This is a genomic window from Campylobacter sp. RM16192, assembly GCF_004803855.2.
Taxonomy (GTDB): Bacteria; Campylobacterota; Campylobacteria; order Campylobacterales; family Campylobacteraceae; genus Campylobacter_A.
Map to the genome: position 1 here is coordinate 634078 of NZ_CP012552.1, position 16992 is coordinate 651069.

At 33.7% G+C, this 16992-nt stretch carries 19 protein-coding genes; 4 read left to right on the forward strand and 15 right to left on the reverse strand.

Going from position 1 to position 16992, the window contains the following annotated elements; translation table 11 throughout:
- The first annotated feature begins 85 nt into the window (after positions 1-85).
- The 3 genes from CDOMC_RS03300 to CDOMC_RS03310 are packed head-to-tail and all read left to right on the forward strand — an operon-like array spanning position 86 to position 2442.
- On the forward strand, positions 86-949 hold the full coding sequence (locus CDOMC_RS03300) for a Gfo/Idh/MocA family oxidoreductase (protein ID WP_172127892.1): 864 nt from the start codon (positions 86-88) through the stop codon (positions 947-949).
- The gene (hemH, locus tag CDOMC_RS03305; protein ID WP_170019175.1) at positions 946-1902 is read left to right on the forward strand and encodes a ferrochelatase; all 957 of its coding nucleotides are present in this window, start codon (positions 946-948) and stop codon (positions 1900-1902) included. Before CDOMC_RS03300 ends, hemH begins: the two co-directional genes overlap by 4 nt.
- Positions 1903-1959: 57 nt before the next feature.
- Positions 1960-2442 carry a response regulator gene (locus tag CDOMC_RS03310; RefSeq protein WP_172127894.1) on the forward strand — a complete coding sequence of 161 codons (483 nt, stop codon included), beginning with the start codon at positions 1960-1962 and terminating at the stop codon, positions 2440-2442.
- On the opposite strand, the gene CDOMC_RS03315 is transcribed toward CDOMC_RS03310, so the two are convergent.
- The 13 genes from CDOMC_RS03315 to CDOMC_RS03375 all read right to left on the reverse strand — a co-directional run bounded on the left by CDOMC_RS03315 (position 2437) and on the right by CDOMC_RS03375 (position 13662).
- Entirely contained in the window at positions 2437-4248 is a 1812-nt protein-coding gene (locus CDOMC_RS03315; RefSeq protein WP_172127896.1) for a peptidoglycan D,D-transpeptidase FtsI family protein, read from the reverse strand. The genes CDOMC_RS03310 and CDOMC_RS03315 overlap by 6 nt on opposite strands.
- A gap of 6 nt (positions 4249-4254) precedes the next feature.
- The gene (gene fliE / locus CDOMC_RS03320) at positions 4255-4554 is read right to left on the reverse strand and encodes a flagellar hook-basal body complex protein FliE (RefSeq protein WP_172127898.1); all 300 of its coding nucleotides are present in this window, start codon (positions 4552-4554) and stop codon (positions 4255-4257) included.
- A gap of 2 nt (positions 4555-4556) precedes the next feature.
- On the reverse strand, positions 4557-5051 hold the full coding sequence (gene flgC / locus CDOMC_RS03325) for a flagellar basal body rod protein FlgC (protein WP_172127900.1): 495 nt from the start codon (positions 5049-5051) through the stop codon (positions 4557-4559).
- Positions 5052-5062: 11 nt separating this feature from the next.
- Positions 5063-5500 (reverse strand): flagellar basal body rod protein FlgB, encoded by a 438-nt coding sequence (flgB, locus tag CDOMC_RS03330; protein WP_172127902.1) that lies wholly within the window; start codon positions 5498-5500, stop codon positions 5063-5065.
- A gap of 55 nt (positions 5501-5555) precedes the next feature.
- Complete coding sequence (gene aat, locus CDOMC_RS03335) at positions 5556-6164, reverse strand: leucyl/phenylalanyl-tRNA--protein transferase (protein ID WP_218975688.1); 609 nt, start codon at positions 6162-6164, stop codon at positions 5556-5558.
- A gap of 96 nt (positions 6165-6260) precedes the next feature.
- Positions 6261-8426, reverse strand: coding sequence for an AAA family ATPase (locus CDOMC_RS03340; protein ID WP_172127906.1), 2166 nt, complete (start codon positions 8424-8426; stop codon positions 6261-6263).
- On the reverse strand, positions 8426-8737 hold the full coding sequence (locus CDOMC_RS03345) for an ATP-dependent Clp protease adaptor ClpS (RefSeq protein WP_172127908.1): 312 nt from the start codon (positions 8735-8737) through the stop codon (positions 8426-8428). Before CDOMC_RS03345 ends, CDOMC_RS03340 begins: the two co-directional genes overlap by 1 nt.
- Positions 8727-9332: a TlpA family protein disulfide reductase gene (locus CDOMC_RS03350; protein WP_172127910.1), complete on the reverse strand. Its 606-nt coding sequence runs from the start codon at positions 9330-9332 to the stop codon at positions 8727-8729. Before CDOMC_RS03350 ends, CDOMC_RS03345 begins: the two co-directional genes overlap by 11 nt.
- A gap of 15 nt (positions 9333-9347) precedes the next feature.
- On the reverse strand, positions 9348-9803 hold the full coding sequence (gene smpB / locus CDOMC_RS03355) for an SsrA-binding protein SmpB (RefSeq protein WP_172127912.1): 456 nt from the start codon (positions 9801-9803) through the stop codon (positions 9348-9350).
- A complete protein-coding gene (locus CDOMC_RS03360) occupies positions 9796-10545 on the reverse strand; it encodes a 4-(cytidine 5'-diphospho)-2-C-methyl-D-erythritol kinase (protein ID WP_172127914.1) in 750 nt (249 codons plus the stop codon). Before CDOMC_RS03360 ends, smpB begins: the two co-directional genes overlap by 8 nt.
- Positions 10542-10772: a carbon storage regulator CsrA gene (csrA, locus tag CDOMC_RS03365; RefSeq protein ID WP_170019121.1), complete on the reverse strand. Its 231-nt coding sequence runs from the start codon at positions 10770-10772 to the stop codon at positions 10542-10544. Before csrA ends, CDOMC_RS03360 begins: the two co-directional genes overlap by 4 nt.
- Positions 10766-11587: a tRNA pseudouridine(55) synthase TruB gene (truB, locus tag CDOMC_RS03370; RefSeq protein ID WP_172127916.1), complete on the reverse strand. Its 822-nt coding sequence runs from the start codon at positions 11585-11587 to the stop codon at positions 10766-10768. The genes csrA and truB overlap by 7 nt, the downstream gene beginning before the upstream one ends.
- Positions 11584-13662, reverse strand: a complete 2079-nt coding sequence (locus CDOMC_RS03375; RefSeq protein WP_172127918.1) for an ATP-dependent helicase — start codon at positions 13660-13662, stop codon at positions 11584-11586. Before CDOMC_RS03375 ends, truB begins: the two co-directional genes overlap by 4 nt.
- 183 nt (positions 13663-13845) lie before the next feature.
- Here CDOMC_RS03375 and CDOMC_RS03380 point away from each other — a divergent pair, with 183 nt between their 5' ends.
- Positions 13846-14718: a LysR family transcriptional regulator gene (locus CDOMC_RS03380; RefSeq protein WP_172127920.1), complete on the forward strand. Its 873-nt coding sequence runs from the start codon at positions 13846-13848 to the stop codon at positions 14716-14718.
- A 44-nt stretch (positions 14719-14762) separates the two neighbouring features.
- On the opposite strand, the gene CDOMC_RS03385 is transcribed toward CDOMC_RS03380, so the two are convergent.
- Together CDOMC_RS03385 and CDOMC_RS03390 are read right to left on the reverse strand one after the other, a co-directional pair.
- Positions 14763-15206 (reverse strand): hypothetical protein, encoded by a 444-nt coding sequence (locus tag CDOMC_RS03385; RefSeq protein WP_172127922.1) that lies wholly within the window; start codon positions 15204-15206, stop codon positions 14763-14765.
- Positions 15206-16918 (reverse strand): M3 family oligoendopeptidase, encoded by a 1713-nt coding sequence (locus CDOMC_RS03390; protein ID WP_172127924.1) that lies wholly within the window; start codon positions 16916-16918, stop codon positions 15206-15208. The genes CDOMC_RS03385 and CDOMC_RS03390 overlap by 1 nt, the downstream gene beginning before the upstream one ends.
- Between the last annotated feature and the right edge of the window lie 74 nt (positions 16919-16992).

The window sequence follows — 16992 nt, forward strand, 5'->3', positions numbered from 1 at the left end:
GTTTTGTAATTTTCAAGTAAGTTAATTATATAATTACCAATTTGTATTATAATCGCTATAAAAAAGATAAATTCGGAAAAATTTTATGAAAAAACGGCTTGCTATCATAGGGTTTAATGATGTCGGAAAGTTTCATTGCAATGAACTTAGAAGGTCCGATGAATTCGATCTTGTCGGTGTGTATTGTCAAAAAAATAGCGAATCTTTTGGGCGTATAAAAATTTATAGCGATCTAAACGAGCTGTTTGAATCCGCAGATCCGGAAGCTATTATAATAACAGATGGAATACAGTATCTTGAGCTTTTTTCAAAGTGTGTGAAAACCTGCAAACATATATTTATCCATCATCCTATAGCTAAAAATACAGGTGCAATTCATGAGATGAAATATTACTCTAATCTAAGTGGAGTTATGAGTGTCGCTGGATTTTTTGATAGGTTTAATCCTGTGATAGTATCTTTAAAAAAATCTCTTGAGAGAGAAGAGAAGATTTATTCGATAAATATTACAAGAGGCTTTTGTTTAAGCAGGAATTTAAATTTAGAAATCTTGCAAAATATTGATCTAGCAAGATTTGTAGCGGCTAGTGATATAGCGCAATTTTCTAAATTTGAAGTTCATAAAGAGGATAAAAAGAATCCAACAAATACTCTTTGTCAGCTAAAAATGAAAAATCAAACTTTAGTGAGCATACATAACTCCATAAATTATCCTATAGATCGTTTTATAATCGAAGTTTCGGCAAATAGCGGGATATATTTTGGAGATTTAATAGGAATGAAATTAAATAAATACACTGATTATGGACAGCAAAATTTAAAAGTAGATAGTGATATTTCGCCTATTAAAAAGGCTCATTTAGAATTTTTTGAACTTTGTAAAAATAATAAAATTAATAATTTGGCATCGCTTGATGATGCTTTGAAGGTATATGAAATATGCGTATGAAAAGATTGCTTTTGCTATTAAATATGGGTGGCCCAAACAATATAGAAGAGGTTGAAGTTTTTTTAAAAAATATGTTTAATGACCCGTATATTCTTGGTATCAAAAATAAAATTTTACGTAAATTTGTTGGTTTTATGATCGCAAAAGGACGACTAAAGGCTGCCAAAAGCAACTATAATCAAATCGGAGGCAAGTCACCTCTTTGTGAAATAACAGCTAGTTTATGCTCTAAAATTTCAAATTTGAGCAGTGAGTTTGATGCGGTTGATTTCGCGATGAATTACACGCCTCCATTTGCCAAAGAAGTGTTAAAAAAATATGAAAATTTTGATGAAATTGTAGTTTTTCCACTATATCCTCATCACTCTGCGACAACTATTTCATCGAGTATAGATGACTTTAATCTGGCGTTTAATGAGCTTAATTTGAAGTCAAAAGTAAAAATTGTGGAGCCATTTTTTGAAAATCAAACATATAATGATGCGGTTTTAAACAGTATAAAAAATAGTGTAAAAGGTATCAACACTGATGATATTACCTTGATATTTTCAGCTCACTCTCTTCCGCAAAAAACAATAGATAATGGTGATCTTTACGAAAAACATATAAGATCTCATGTAGAAATACTCTCAAATTTAATCAATAAAGAGATTAAATTCGCGGATATTAGCTTAGCTTATCAATCAAGACTCGGACCGGTAAAATGGCTGGAGCCTTCTTTAGGCGATGCCTTAACAGGCATTAAAAACAAAAAGGCTTTAGTTTATCCCATATCGTTTTGCATCGACAACTCAGAGACTGTTTTTGAGCTCGTAAAAGAGTATAAGGATGTTGCCAATGAGCTTAAATTCGAGTATTACGACGTAGTTCCTTGTCTTAATGACAGTGAAGAATTTGCCAAATTTATATTTCAAACCGGCTTAAGTTATATAAACAACAACACTGTAAACTAGAACTTAAACGGAATAAAATTTGCTTTCCCTTTATAAAATTATTTATAAGGAAAGCAAATGGAGTCTAAAAATATAGATTCATATCTTTTATCTTTAAAAAATTTAGCAAAACGTTTAAATTTAGGCAAAAGCTCATCAAGTCATAATGATGATTTTGAAAAGTATTTAAAAGATACCAACTCAAATTTTGACAATATAAATTCAAAAATTAGTATGGATTTAGACAAATTTAAACAAAATTTGATAAATCTAGGCGCTGCGGCATTTTTAAGTCAATTAAATCAATCAAAAATCGAAGAGAAAATAGTTGCTAAAAAAGAGGAGCTGATAAAGACCTTGGGGCTTGATGAAGAGGGCTTAAAAAATAAAGGCAAAGATGAAATTTTAGAACTAAAAAATATACTTGAAGATCTATTAGAGCAGTTTAAAAAGGATCTGCTGGCAAGTTTACAAAATAACTTTTTATTGCAAAAACAACAAAGATTATCATCGGCTAGCCAAAACGGTTCTCCTCTTAGCTCTATCCTGCAAAAATTATAATTTTTGTTTTTGAGTGGCGGATTTTACGATATTTTCGTTGGTTCTGTTTATATCGCTAGGCTTTAAAAATCCTTCATCCACCATTAGATCAACGGTTTGTTTGAATACTGGAAGTGCGCTTTGAGCACCAAAGTAGTAGTATGGTTTTTTAGGTTCTCTAGCTAGCACTCCTATGGTGTAGCTGTTTCCTTCCGAATCATTAACAAAACCGAAAAAAGACCCGTTGTAGTTATTGGCGTATCCGCCATCTTTTGATGCGATATGTGCCGTTCCGGTTTTGCCGCCTATTTCAAGTCCGACAGTTTTTGTCTTTTTCCCTGTTCCGTTTTCAACGGCCTTTATTAGGATTCGCTTCATTCTTTTTGCCACATCTTGTGTTAAAACTTCTACTGGTTCAGGCTTATTGACAATATAAAATTTACCGTTTTTATAAAGTGAGCTAACTACTTTTGGGGTTACCATAATACCTTTATTATTAAATACATTATAGGCTTTTAAAAGCTGTATAAAAGTTGCCTGAAGACCATATCCGTAACTGATAGTAGCCTTATAAATTTGCGAATTCATCTTGGCTACAGGTGGCATATTTCCAGTTTGCTCATAAGGCATGTCAATTCCTGTCTTTTGAGTGAAGCCAAATTTTAAAAGTCCTGAGTAAATTTGATGCCCATCAAGTCTTTGAGCGATCTGAATCATGCCTATGTTTGATGAGTGCACTATAATATCCTCTGCCGTCATATAGGCTTCCGGGTGGGTATCTCTTATTATTCGTTTTCCTAGCTGGTATTTTCCGTTATATGTGTTTATCATTTCTAATGGATTTATTTTATTATTGGCTAGCAAAACTGAGAACATAAAAGGTTTAAAGACAGAACCGGCCTCGTATGCGTATTCCGTAGCACTTGAATTTAGTGCCTTATAATCTTGCTTTCTTATGTTTGACGGATCATATCTTGAAGTTGTAGCAAGTGCTAACATCTCTCCTGTTTTTGAATCCATAACGCCTACTATTATCTCTTTTGCGTTTAGAAATTCCTTCCTCTCGTCAATGATTTTTTCAAGCATTGTTTGAAATTTAAGCGATATACTTAAGATCGTATCGTATCCATTGACTCTATTTGCAAGATTTGAATCACTTGTCAAAATTATATTATTGCCTATATCTTTTGGTCCTATTAGTTTTGCATCTTGAATGGCTGAGATGTAGTATTCATAGGATTTTTCAACTCCTTTTACGCCTTCAACTTTTGTAATGTTATCTTTTTCTACTTTTCTAACATATCCGATAAGTGGGGTTAGGGCGTCTTTTGAAATGTATTGTCTGCTTTCGCCACTTTCGATTATGCTCATGCCTCTTAGACTGGCAACGCCTGTGTTTGGATCTTCATAAGGGATAAAAATTTTTTTTCTATATAGTTTTCTAGTTAATTCTTTTAAGTAAGCAGCACCCTTAGCATCAATCTTGTAAGATAAGGTTACTATGCCTTTTGCTCCGTCTAGTATCTTTTTAACTCTTTTTGGATTGTCGCCACTATATAAAGAATAAAGTTTGATAAACATATCTTTCTTATCAGGATCGATATTTCTTGTATCTACCATAGCTTTATATAGTTTTTGGCTACTTGCTATACTAAATCCATCTTTAGTGATAATATTTCCTCTTAAAGCCGTGTTTATATCACTTGTTTCAAGTTTTGGCAGGCGTCTTTCTATGTTGGCTCTATAAAATATTACGATTAAAAATATGATAATGCCAAATACGATTAGAGAAAATAAAATTAGAGTTTTTGATTTTCTAGAGTTCATTTAAGGCTAAATTTGTGTCCTTGATATCTCTTTGTATGCACTAAGAGCTTTATTGCGAATTTCTAGCATTAACTTCATGCCGGTCTCTGCTTTTCCGATAGCGATAGCAGCTTGATGCAGGTCTTTTACCTCTCCGGTAGCTAAATCCGCAATAGCCTTATCGGCATTTACTTGAACCTCGTTCAGCTCTTTAAGTGAGTTATCAAGCATGGCTGCAAAGTCATTTTCACCTATATTTTGTGTAGAATTAAGACTTTCTTTTTTAAAAGGTGAAGCAACCGAGCCGATTTTATCTATATTTGTCATTATCAACCTCTTAATAGTTCTATTGCACTTTGAGCGATAGCTTTAGCACTCTGAAACGCAGAAACATTTGCCTGATAGGCTCTTGTAGCCTCAATTAGATCAGCCATTTCAATGACTGGATTTATATTAGGATATGCTACATAACCTTTTGCATTGGCATCCGGATGAGATGGATCATATTTTAGTTTGAAATCCTTATCATCACGAACTACTTTATCAACTACAACGCTCATTATAGCAGGTTTTGCTTCTTTTTGCCAAAAGCTGTCATCAAGCGGGTTTTCATACTCTAGCATACTATTTTTTTTAGCTATTTCTTCGTTTAGTGTGCTATCAAAATCCACAGCCTTAAATATAACTTCTCTGCGACGATACGGTCCGCCTTCAGCAGTTCTGGTGGTATGTGCATTGGCTATATTTGAGCTAATGACATTCATCCTGAATCTTTGTGCACTAAGTCCGTATCCACTTATATCAAAATCGCTTAAGTATGACATCTTTTTACCTTTTAAATTTTACTACTTGCTTCGATTACGCTTTTAAAATTCGCGCTATCTCTTTTCATTGCATTATCAAGCGCTGTTATCATTAGAGCGTTTTTACTAATCTCTGTCGTTTCTACATCAAGATCAACTGTATTTGCGTCGTTTCTGGCCATATGACCATCTCTTAAGAAAATTTTAGCCATATTTGAGCTAGGAAATTCAACTCTTGGTAGATGTGCTTTATCTGTTTGAGCAAGCTGCAAGATCTGATTTTTTTTGTTTCCGTAAATTTCAGCCGCTCTTTCGCTTAACGCTTGTTCAAATGCAATATCTCTGGCCTTATAAAACGGAGTATCGATATTTGCCATATTGCTTGAGATTAATTGTTGGCGTAAATTTCTACTACCCAGTGCGCTTTCTACAAGTTGTTTTGATTTAGAGCTTGAAATTCCTGCAAACATCTTTAGCCTTTTATTTAAAATTCACTATAGATATAAGCAAATATTGTTCCTAAAATTATAAAAATTTCTCTAAATCTTTGAAGTTTTTAAATCCGGAATCATTATTTTTTAATATTTCAAATTTATCTAAAAATTCATCTCTTGGCATATTAACAGCACCCATAAATTTCAGATGATCATTCATAACCTGACAATCTATTAAGAAATCAAATTTAGCCAAAACTTCGCAAAGTCTTATAAGAGCTACTTTTGAAGCGCCTGTTTTTAGGCTTATCATACTCTCTCCGCAAAAAACTTTGCCAAAAATGAGTCCGTAAAGTCCTCCTATTAGCTCACCATCTTCGTATACTTCAACGCTATGAGCAAATCCCGCTTCAAACATTGCAATATAAGCATTTACAATATCGTCGCTTAGCCAAGTCTCTTCTTTGCCAGCTCGTTCGTTTTTGCAAATTTTTAAAAATCCTGCAAAGTCATAGTCAAATTTAACGATAAATTTTTTAAGAGATGATCTTATGCTTTTTTGGATTCTAACTTCTTTTGGAAACAAAACTGCACGAGGATCCGGGCACCACCAATAAATTGGCTCGTGTGGTAAAAACCAAGGGAAAATTCCTTTTTCGTATGCCTGAGTTAAGGCTTCCACGCTTAAATCACCACCCATACAAAGAGGAAAATTTGCAGGAGCTAGGCGGGTGTTTGGGAAGTGATAAATTCTTTTAAAATTATTTTGCAACTTTATCTCGCCAGGCTCAATTATCTATTGCATTTTTTCAAATTTAAACGCTAATTTGTCATATTTTATGCCAATATTGACTACGCCTCCATTTTTAAGGGTTCCAAATAAAATTTCATCACTGATTTTAGTTGAAATTTCATCTTGTATTATGCGTTTTAAATTTCTAGCTCCAAATTCGTTGCTATAGCCTTTTTTGTAAAGATATTCTTTGGCTTTTGTATCGGCTTTGATTGTAACTTTTTTCTCTTTTAGGTTGAGGTTTAATTCATCTATTATTTTTTGGGTTATTCGAACTAAAATATCCTCGTTAAGATCGTTAAAATGAACTACTGCATCAATTCTATTTCTAAATTCAGGGCTAAAAAAACTTTTTACAGCACTATCGCTTCGACTGCTTTCATCTTTGCTAAAGCCCATTTTAGGAGCTTCTTTTGAGCCTAAATTTGATGTCATTATGATGATAGTATTTCTAAAATCACTCTTTGCGCCGGTGTTGTCAGTTAAACTAGCACTATCAAAAATTTGTAAAAAGACATTCACAAGCTCGTCATTCGCTTTTTCTATCTCGTCAAACAAAATTACGCTATAAGGATGCTTTTTGATCGCATTTGTAAGCATACCCCCACCTTCAAAGCCCACATATCCGGGAGGCGCTCCAATTAGTCTCGATACGCTATGTTTTTCCATATATTCGCTCATGTCGAAGCGCTCAAAATTGATGTTTAAATTTCTAGCCAGTGATATTGCCAGCTCGCTTTTACCTACACCGCTTGAGCCTGTAAATAAAAATACTCCTATAGGTGAAGTAGGATTTTTAAGTCCTGCATACGAGCGCTTTATTGCATCGGCTAGAGTTTTAACGGCATCGTCTTGTCCGAAAATTTCATATTTTAAATTCTTCTCAAGATCTTTTAAAAATGAAATGTCATTAGTCTTTACATCGGTTGTGTTAGGAATATTTGCAATCTTGCTTAAAACTTCGCTTATATCGCTTTTTTTAACTTTTACATTTTTTTTCTCTTTTAATGCCAACCTTGCTCCTGCCTCATCTATAAGGTCTATCGCACTATCTGGCAAAAAGCGATCATTGATATATTTTTTAGCTAGCTCTACACTTAGTTTTAAAATCTCGTCACTATATTTAACGCTGTGAAATTTCTCGTATTTAGTACGAAGTCCTTTTAAAATTTCACAGCTATCCTCTATGCTTGGCTCCTCCACGTCTATTTTGGCAAAGCGTCTTGATAGAGCCTTCTCCTTTTCAAAAAAATTTCTATACTCAGTATATGTGGTTGCGCCTATACATCTAAGTGAGCCGTTGGAAAGGGCTGGTTTTAGTAAATTTGACATATCAAGACTTCCACCACTTGTGGCACCTGCTCCTATTATTGTATGAATCTCATCTATGAAAAGTACCGCATTTTCGTGATTACTAGCCTCATCTATGACATCTTTTAGTCGTTTTTCAAAATCACCGCGATATTTTGTGCCAGCTATCATAGCCCCTAGATCAAGGGCGAAAATTTGAGACCCTTTGAGTTTGTCGGGCACTTCATCTTGAGAAATTTTTAGCGCTAATCCTTCTACTATTGCGGTTTTTCCTACTCCAGCCTCACCGACTAATAAAGGATTATTTTTCTTGCGGCGACTTAGGGTCTGCATAAGCCTTTCTAGCTCATGAGTTCTGCCTATAATTGGATCAATCTTTCCCTCTTTTGCAAGAGCTGTTAGATTTATTGAAAATTTACTTAAATTTTCAAATTTATCGCTCTCAGCCGTTGTTTCCTCTTTTATCTTTTGTGCATCTACCCCATAAAAATCTAAAATTTGTGAGCAAAAGCTATCTTTGCTGACCGCAATTTTATACAAAAGCTCTTTGATTCCTATATTTTTATTCTGCGCCTTTGTTTCATCTGTAAGTTCTTTGAAAATTTGCTCAAGCAGTAGTGTCATTTTAGGTTGTTTGTTTTGTGTAACTTGTTCGTTATTTTGTGCAAGATAGTTTTTAAGATCGTTTCTTAATCCTTCAATATCTTTAAGTCCTGCACGAGTAAGCATATCTCTACTCTCTTCATTTAGATTTATTAATACAAATAATATATGCTCACTTGTTAAATATTCGTGCGAATTTGAGTATGCGAACTGTCCTGCTTTTTCCAAAAAATAGCTTAAATTTGCATCCAGCATCACTCCTCCTCTATATTTACTCTTAGCGGATATCCAGCGCTGATAGCTACTTTTCTAACTTCATTTTGTTTGCTAAGAGCAATTTCTTTGATATAAACCCCACATACAGCACTTCCTTCGTTGTGTACTTTTAACATCAACGTAATAGCGCTTTGTGCGCTATGATGAAAAATTTGTGTCAAAACATCTACAACAAAATCCATGCTTGTAACATCATCGTTTAATAAAATAACTTTAAATTTCTTAGGAAATTTAATCTTTTCTTTTAGACTCGTATTTTCCAACGTTCTTTCGCTAGTTTTAGTTGACATTTTTAATTCTCTCAAAATCCTGAGTCAATTTGTCTAAGTGAATCCCGCCCAGATAGTAATGTACTCCAAATTTTCCGCTGGCAATATCTGTTAGTGGTTGATAGATTCCGTTTTTAAGCACCATTTTTATAGGCACAGACTCAAGATGCGGATATTTGATATCTTCTAGAATTTGAGCGCTAAGCTTATCGTTTACAGGAGTATTATTTGAGATAAAATAATATGCATTATATTTTTGTGCAAAATTTTCTATTACGTGCTGGTTTGTTACATTTTCAAAATGTGTTAGTGCAATTATTATAAAATCTTTATCATTTTTTAGTTGAAAATCCATTAGCTCGGGTGCCTCTTTTTGACATGGAGGGCAAAATGTACCAAAGATATCAAACATTATCACCTTGCTCTCATCGCCCTTTATGACAAATCCACCCTCTGTCCTAAGAAGTGTTAGCTCCTTGCCAAAAACACTTGCAAGCTTTATCTCTTCGCCTGTTTTATATCCTTCTATCTTAGCAGGGGCTTTGGCAGTCTCGTCCTCTTTACCGCAACCAACTAGAAAAATTACACAAAGAATTGCTAAAAATATTTTTTTCATCTTATTCCTTTAAATTTATATATATCTTTTCATTGCCACGCGAGCCTCTTTGTCAGCCTCTCGCTTCTTTAAACTCTCGCGTTTATCGTGCAAATTCTTACCCTTAGCCAGTGCGATTTTAGCCTTTACGATATTTTTATCGTTTAGATAAAGCACTAGCACAACTAAAGTAAGACCTTCTTGTGTTGCCGCTCCAAAGAGTTTATCTATCTGCTTTCTGTGCATAAGTAGTTTTCTTGGAGCTCTTTCATCAGGGCGAAATGTCGAATGTGTCGTACTAAGATGGCTTATGTGCGCATTTAGTAAAAACATCTCGCCTTTTATAATTCTCACAAAGCTATCTTTTAAATTTGCCCGTCCTGCACGAAGTGCCTTTACTTCGCTTCCTTTTAGCACAACTCCAGCCTCGTAAGTTTCTATTATACTAAAATCATGCAGAGCTTTTTTGTTTTTTGCTAAATCTTTACCCATTTATTACCTTAAAAACAGTGCTTCCACTTCCGCTTAAAAACATATCTTTATACTCTTTCATATCGTTATAAATTTTAAAACAAGGCGCATAAAGATCGTTTAACACATCATTTTTGTAAGTTGCGAGCAACTCGCTACTTTTTATATGTTGCATCTTATTTGCCAAATTTGTATCTATTTTATCCATAAAATTTCTTCTAAATTCTTTATAAACTTCTGGAGTGGAGCAAAAAACATCAGGCGTAAAAATTTTAATTTTAGGAATTTCATCATCAAATTCTTTTACAATCTCGCCTATACCACTCACGTTTGCACTTTTAAATCTGCTTACGAAAAACGCCACATCGGCACCTATGCTCTTTGCTATCTTATAAAGGCGTTCTTTTGAAATTTTTAAATTTAGCTCGCTATTTGCTAAATTTAAAAAAGCGGCCGCATTAGAGCTTCCTCCGCCAAGCCCCGCCCCCATAGGGATATTTTTCTTTAAAACTATTTTATGCGATCTGAAAAAATTATCAAGTTCATTTTTGAATCCAGCGTCTTCAAGTGCTTTTTTGGCCTTTAATACAATATTGTCTTTTATATCCACACTATCGCAAACAAGCTTGAATTTTTCACTCTTTTCAAACCAAATTTCATCGTAAATTTCATCTACTAAAATAAAGCGCGAGATCAGCTCGTGATAGTTTGCGCGGGTTCCGACTATCTTAAGAAATATATTTATTTTTGCAAAGCTTTTCATTTTTTTATTTTTTGGCTAAGCTCGATAAGCTCTATCTCGTCGGCTAAATTTATAGCCTGTTTGTTTTCGTTGGCCACTTCTTCTGCAAGCTCGGAGCGCAATATCATCATATTTTTAGGAGCATCTATGCCCACTTTAACTCCACTTTTTGAAATCCCTGCGATAGTGATTTTTATATTGTTTCCAAGCAATATACTCTCACCCTCTTTACGCGAAAGTATCAGCATAATTCAACCTTATTTAATCGGTACGAAACCGTTTGATCTTTTATCTCAATAATACTAAAAAATTTATCAAATTTTATTAAATATATTCCATCTTCATACTTTTTAAAACTTGTATATTCAAGTTTTTTACCAAATTCGATATCTTTTAAATCGCCCAAATACTCATTAGTTTTTAGATCTATAAAATCAAGCGGATTTAAAAACTTTTCATTTTCAAATTTAAATTTGCCTTCGCTTAATCTTTTTAACGAACTAAGAGTCGCATTTACTCCCAGTTTTTTGGCTAAAATTTGAGCGTATGACCTTATGTATGATCCCTCATCTACGCTAATTTTAAATGTTAAAAACGGATGACGGTAGTGCATTATTTCGCAGCTAAAAATTTCCATTTCTTCTTTTTTAAGCTCGAATTCAACTCCCGCTCTAGCTAGCTTGTAAGCTCTTGTTCCGTCTATGTTTTTTGCGCTAAATTTTGGCGGAGTATAGCTTATTTTACCAAGCAAGGAATTTTTAGCAAGCTCAATTGTTTTTAAATCAAGAGGATTTAAAATTTCAATTTCGCTTATATTTTCATTGTCCCCGCTCTCGCTTTTTGCCCCTATCCACATCGTGGCTTCATAAATTTTAGGAGATTTGCTGATGTAATTAAACAGCTTTGTATAGTTACCAAGAGCTATTATCAGGCAACCGCTGGCAAAAGGATCTAAAGTGCCTGAAAAGCCTGCTTTTTTAGTTGGATATTTTCTTTTGATACGATTTAGAAAGTGATTTGAGCTGATTGCGATCGGTTTATTCGCTACAAATAGAGCGTTCATACGACTTTTTCTACAAAATTTGACATTATATCGCGCTCTATACCGCCAAAATTTATAGTTAGCTTTAGATCTTTTTTGATTTTACTTACGCCCGTAACTCGTCCTATGCCAAATATCTTATGTTTTACCAAATCACCTTTTTTGTATTCGCTTGTAGTTTGAGGTTGGATTATTAGGCTTCCCGTGCATATTCCGGCCTCGCTTAAAAATCTGCTTCTTTCAAGTCTTGTTCTTTGTCCTTTATAAAATCTTGAATTTACGTAGCTTAGAACAAGAGTTTTTTTAGCCCTTGTTATTGCCACGTAAGCCAATCTTCTCTCCTCTTCTATATCGCTTCCGTCTCCTATTAGCGGGAAAAATCCCTCTTCAAGCCCGATTACAAAAAGATGATCAAATTCAAGCCCTTTGCTTGCGTGAATACTCATTATAGAGATAGCCTTATCGCTTATGGCGTCTTGTTCGCTGGCTAAAGCAAGTTCGTTTAAGAACTCTTCTAGTTCAAATTCCGGATTTTGCTTGATTTGATCTTTGATCATCGCGTAAAATTCATCGATATTTGCTACTCTTTCAGCACCGTCAGGAAGACTCTCGTAATATTTTTTAATACCGAATTTAGACTCTAGCTTATCAATTAGTTCATATAAAGAGCCGCATTCCTTTAGCTCTTTTATACCGCTTGTAAAATCGTTTAGAGCAGATATTGTTTTTTTGCTAAAGGCTTCATCTTTTTCATCCAGAGTAGATATTGACTCAAATAGAGAAATTTTATTTTCATAAGCTATCTTCTCGATCTTGGTTATGCTTACTTTACCAAGACCGCGTTTTGGACGGTTTATTATGCGTTTTAACGAAAAGTCATCGTTTTCGTTGGCGACTAGCCTAAGATAGCTAATAACATCTTTTACTTCCGCTCTTTCATAAAATTTTACACCGCCAACCATCTTATACGGTATTTTTTCCTTATTAAGACCCTCTTCAAGGGAGCGAGAGAGTGCGTTTATACGGTATAATATGGCTATTTGGCTTGCATCTACGCCTTTTGCAAGTAGCTCTTTGATGCTTTTTGCTATCTTGCCAGACTCCATAGTTTCGTCAACTGACTCCATAAATACTATATCCTCACCGCCGTCTTTGGTGCCTATTAGCTTTTTGCCTAGGCGGTTTCTATTGTGATCTATCAGCTCATTTGCGGCTTTGAGGATAGAATTTGTCGAGCGATAATTATGCTCCAGTCTGATTATTTTTGTATCTTTAAATTGATTTTTAAAATTTAAGATATTTTCTATCTTTGCGCCTCTCCAGCCATATATACTCTGATCATCATCACCTACTACGCAGATATTTTCATGGGTTTTGCAAAGCTTTTTAAGGAGTTTATATTGCAAATCATTGGTGTCTTGATACTCATCTACCATTATATAGCGATATCTTTGTGAAATTTCATCTGCCAGTCCTTCGTTTTTATCCAAAATTTTATAAGTCAGAGATAGGAGGTCGTCAAAATCCACTAAATTATTTGCGCTTAAATACTCTTCATACTGTTTGTATATGTTTGCTATTTTAGTGTAATAACCATCTTTGTGTTTTTCGTTATTGCCAAATAAATTGGTGCTCGAGATAACATCTTCTACGCTTAAAAGGGAGTTTTTGAAATTTGATATTTCACTTGATAGTATTGGCGTAGCGATTGAGCTTTCAAAGCTTTTTAGTATTCTTTTTTTATCATCGGTGTCGATTATGACAAAGCTGTTTTTACGAGAGAGTCTATCTATATAAAATTTTAAAAACAAAAGTCCAAATTTATGAAAAGTGCAGAGCAGTGGAGTAAAATTTTTGTTATTTTCAGATAGCATATTAATGGCTCTGGTTCGCATTTCATTAGCGGCTTTATTTGTAAAAGTAAGAGTAAGTGTACTAGAAGGATCTATGCCAACCTCACTAATAAGATAGGCAAGTCTTGTAGTTATTGTCTTTGTCTTTCCGCTTCCGGCACCAGCTAAAATCAGCATTGCCCCATCTAAATGAGTAGCGGCTTTTTTTTGTTCTTCGTTTAAACTATCTAGGATATCTCGCATTAAAATTCCAAAAATATATTATTTATAGATTTTAACACAATAAGCTTAAAAATCGCCGCTTATATTAATTTCTAACGCTGTTTCGCTTTCAGTGAAATTTTAGTATATATTAATATAATTATGTCCGCTATAATTTATAACTTAAAGTAATATATAGATTACTTTATCAAGGAGAGAATAAAAATGATTAATGACTTTAGCAAAATTTACACCTTTATGGAGATAGTTAAAGAGAGAAGCTTTTCTAAGGCTTCAAAGACTCTTGGTATATCTCAGCCGGCTGTTACGCTTCAAATAAAAAAATTGGAAGAAATTTTACAAGCAACCCTGATAATGCGTAAAAAAAATGGAATAATTTTAACTAGAGAGGGTGAAAAATTTTATAAGCTTTGCCTTAGATTTGAAAGTGCAATGTTTAGATTTAAAGATGAAATTTCTCATATCAAAAACGATAAAGCCCCACTTATAATATCAACTACTCAGCTTATCGGAGAAACTTTTATGCCGTTATTACTTGATAAAATTTCACAAACTGCCAATGCGGAGCTTGATATAAGAATAAAAGAGCAAAACGATCTAATCCCGCACTTAAAGGATAGAAGAAGTGATATTGCAATAGTTTTAGATCAATCTTATGATGAAAATCTTATAGTAAAAAAGCTTTTTGATTATGAGATTGTTTTGGTTTCTAATAAAAAACTAGCCGATTCTATTAAGCCAGAAGATCTGTATAAATACAAATTGATAAAAGATCGCACGAAGTACTATCTAAATGATATTTTCGTAAAATATGGAATAAATTATAATGATTTAAAAAGTGCTTATGTGCTAGAGGGCTCAATAATGGTAAAAAGAGCAATTTTAAATAATTTTGCCGAAGATTATGTCGCCTTTTTACCTAAATTTTTAATTGAAGATCATCTAAAAAATGAGAGACTTTTTGAAATAAAAATCAATAGAATAAAGCTTACTCGTTCAGTTTATGTAGCGGCACTTAAAGAGAATGAAGATCTATTAAATAGCTTTTTAAAGATAAAAAATAGCTTCAATTTCTAGAATTTTATAGCAGACATAGTGATTCTATGTCTGCAAAAGTGTTTTTATTTATTGAAAAAATCTTTATTTTTTGGATTTGACATAAAGATTGACATTGATTTTTGAGTTTTACTTTTAGCCTCTTTTTCTTTGTGAATAGAAAAATTGATCAAAATCGGGCTATTTTCTACTAAAATTTGAACTACTGCTCCAAGCGGAAAGCTGACAAGAGAAGCAAAATCATCACTTCCAAATCCTGCCTCGAAACTAAGACTGTCTTGCATCAATTTAGCACTAGAGAATGTATATCCATCAAGAGTAAAAAGAATCACCGGAGATGTAAAGGTAGAGCTTATACTCTTTGGAAGCTCCGGCTCGAATTTTACTAAGTCCGAGTTCGCCATTACAGAAAACGGACGACTGTTTTGAAGCAGGTAGTCTATACATTCGTAAACATGCATCTTCATCAGCAGTGAGAATTTTTCATCGTCTAAAATTTCATCAAGCATTATAACTCCTCAAATTCTTTGACTAATTTTTTAACTTCGTTTATGCCTATATTCCAAAATTTCGAGTCCTCTATATCAAACCCAAATTTTGCGACCATATCCTTTGGCGATTTACTTCCTCCAAGGCTTAGAAATTCGGTGTAAATTTTTACAAAATCCTTACATTTTCCGCTTTTGTATAACCCAAAAAGAGCCAATACTAAAAGCTGAGCATAGGAGTATGCGTAGCAATAAAATGGAGTATGGATAAAATGAGGGATGTAGCTCCACCAAATTTTATAATAATCATTTAGAGTAACGCTTTTTCCAAACATCTTTACGCTCTCTTTGAGCCAAATTTTGTTTAGTTCATCAAGCGATATCTCTCCGTCGTGAGCATGAACTTGGCGTTCAAATGTAGTGAAGTTTATTTGCCTATAAAGAGTCGCAAAAATATCTTCTATCTTGCCTGCCAATAAAGATATTTTCTCTTTGTTTGAAAGATCTTTTTTAATGTAGTCAAATACAAGCATCTCGCAAAATACTGAAGCTGTTTCAGCCGTAGTAAGCGGAGTGTCGGAATTAAGATAACCTACACTATATGCCAAATTTTGATGCATCGCATGACCTAGCTCGTGAGCAAGAGTAAACAGGTCTCTTCTTCCGTCCGCATGGTTTAAAAGCACGTAAGGATGAGCATCTAATGAGCCTGAGTGTGAAAATGCCCCGCCTCTTTTATTGGCCGTAGGATAGGCATCTATCCAGCCTTCATCAAAAGCTTTTTGGGCTATTTTGCCAAATTTTGGACTAAAATCGTTAAATGCCTTTAAAACTATCTCCTTACACTCGTTAAATTCATATTTTCTACCCTCATCAAGCGGTGCATATCTATCATAGTCATATAGTTTTTTAAAGCCTAAAATTTTGCGTTTTTTGTCATAAAATTTACTAACTAAAGAGAAATTCGCCTCTGTTGTTTTAATAAGTGCATCTACACTTTTTTTGCTGATCTGATTGCTTTCGTGTCTTGGCTCTTCAGGAGAGCTAAAATTTCTTAGCTCGCAACTTGTTTTTAGATCAGTTTTTATCATATTGTATATGTATCCAAGCAGATGCTGGTGACGAGATAGCTCACTGCTAAGGCTTTTGGCGGCTGCTTTTCTTATATTTCTATCTTTGTCGTGAAGTTTGCTTAAAATTTCCTCCTCGCTTAAAAGCTTGCCTTGAAATTTAAACTTCATATTACTCATCGTCTCATCAAATAGCCTTGCAAATCCATCCGCTCGAGTGTTTGCAGTACGAAGTAAAACTTGCTCCTCTTTTAGGCTTAGTTGATGTGCTTTAGTTTTGGCTACATTGCTTAGATAGTATCCATTGTTTTTAGAGGTATTAATGATATCTTTTTGCTTTTTGTCATCAAATTCATTAAATTTGAGTTCAAAAAATAGTAAATTTTCATGAGCTTTTGTGGCAATCTCTTCAAATTTGGCATAAAAAGCACCTTTGCTTGTATCTTTTGCAAATACTAAAAATGCATAAGTTGTAACCTTTGAAATTTTAGAAAGTAGCTGTTCATACTCATTAAATGCCGCTAAAAATTGATCTGTGCTTAAATTTAAAAAATCTTCTAAATATTTTTTTTCAAATTTTTCACACTCATTTTTTAAGCTTAATGCACTTTTTTCAAGCTCTTTTTCGTTTTTAAAAAGCGGAGTTAAATCCCATGTTGTCATTTTTATCCTTAAAATTTTTTAGGATATTTTACACAAAATATAATGAAATTTAAAATTTTTAGAAAGAGATTATC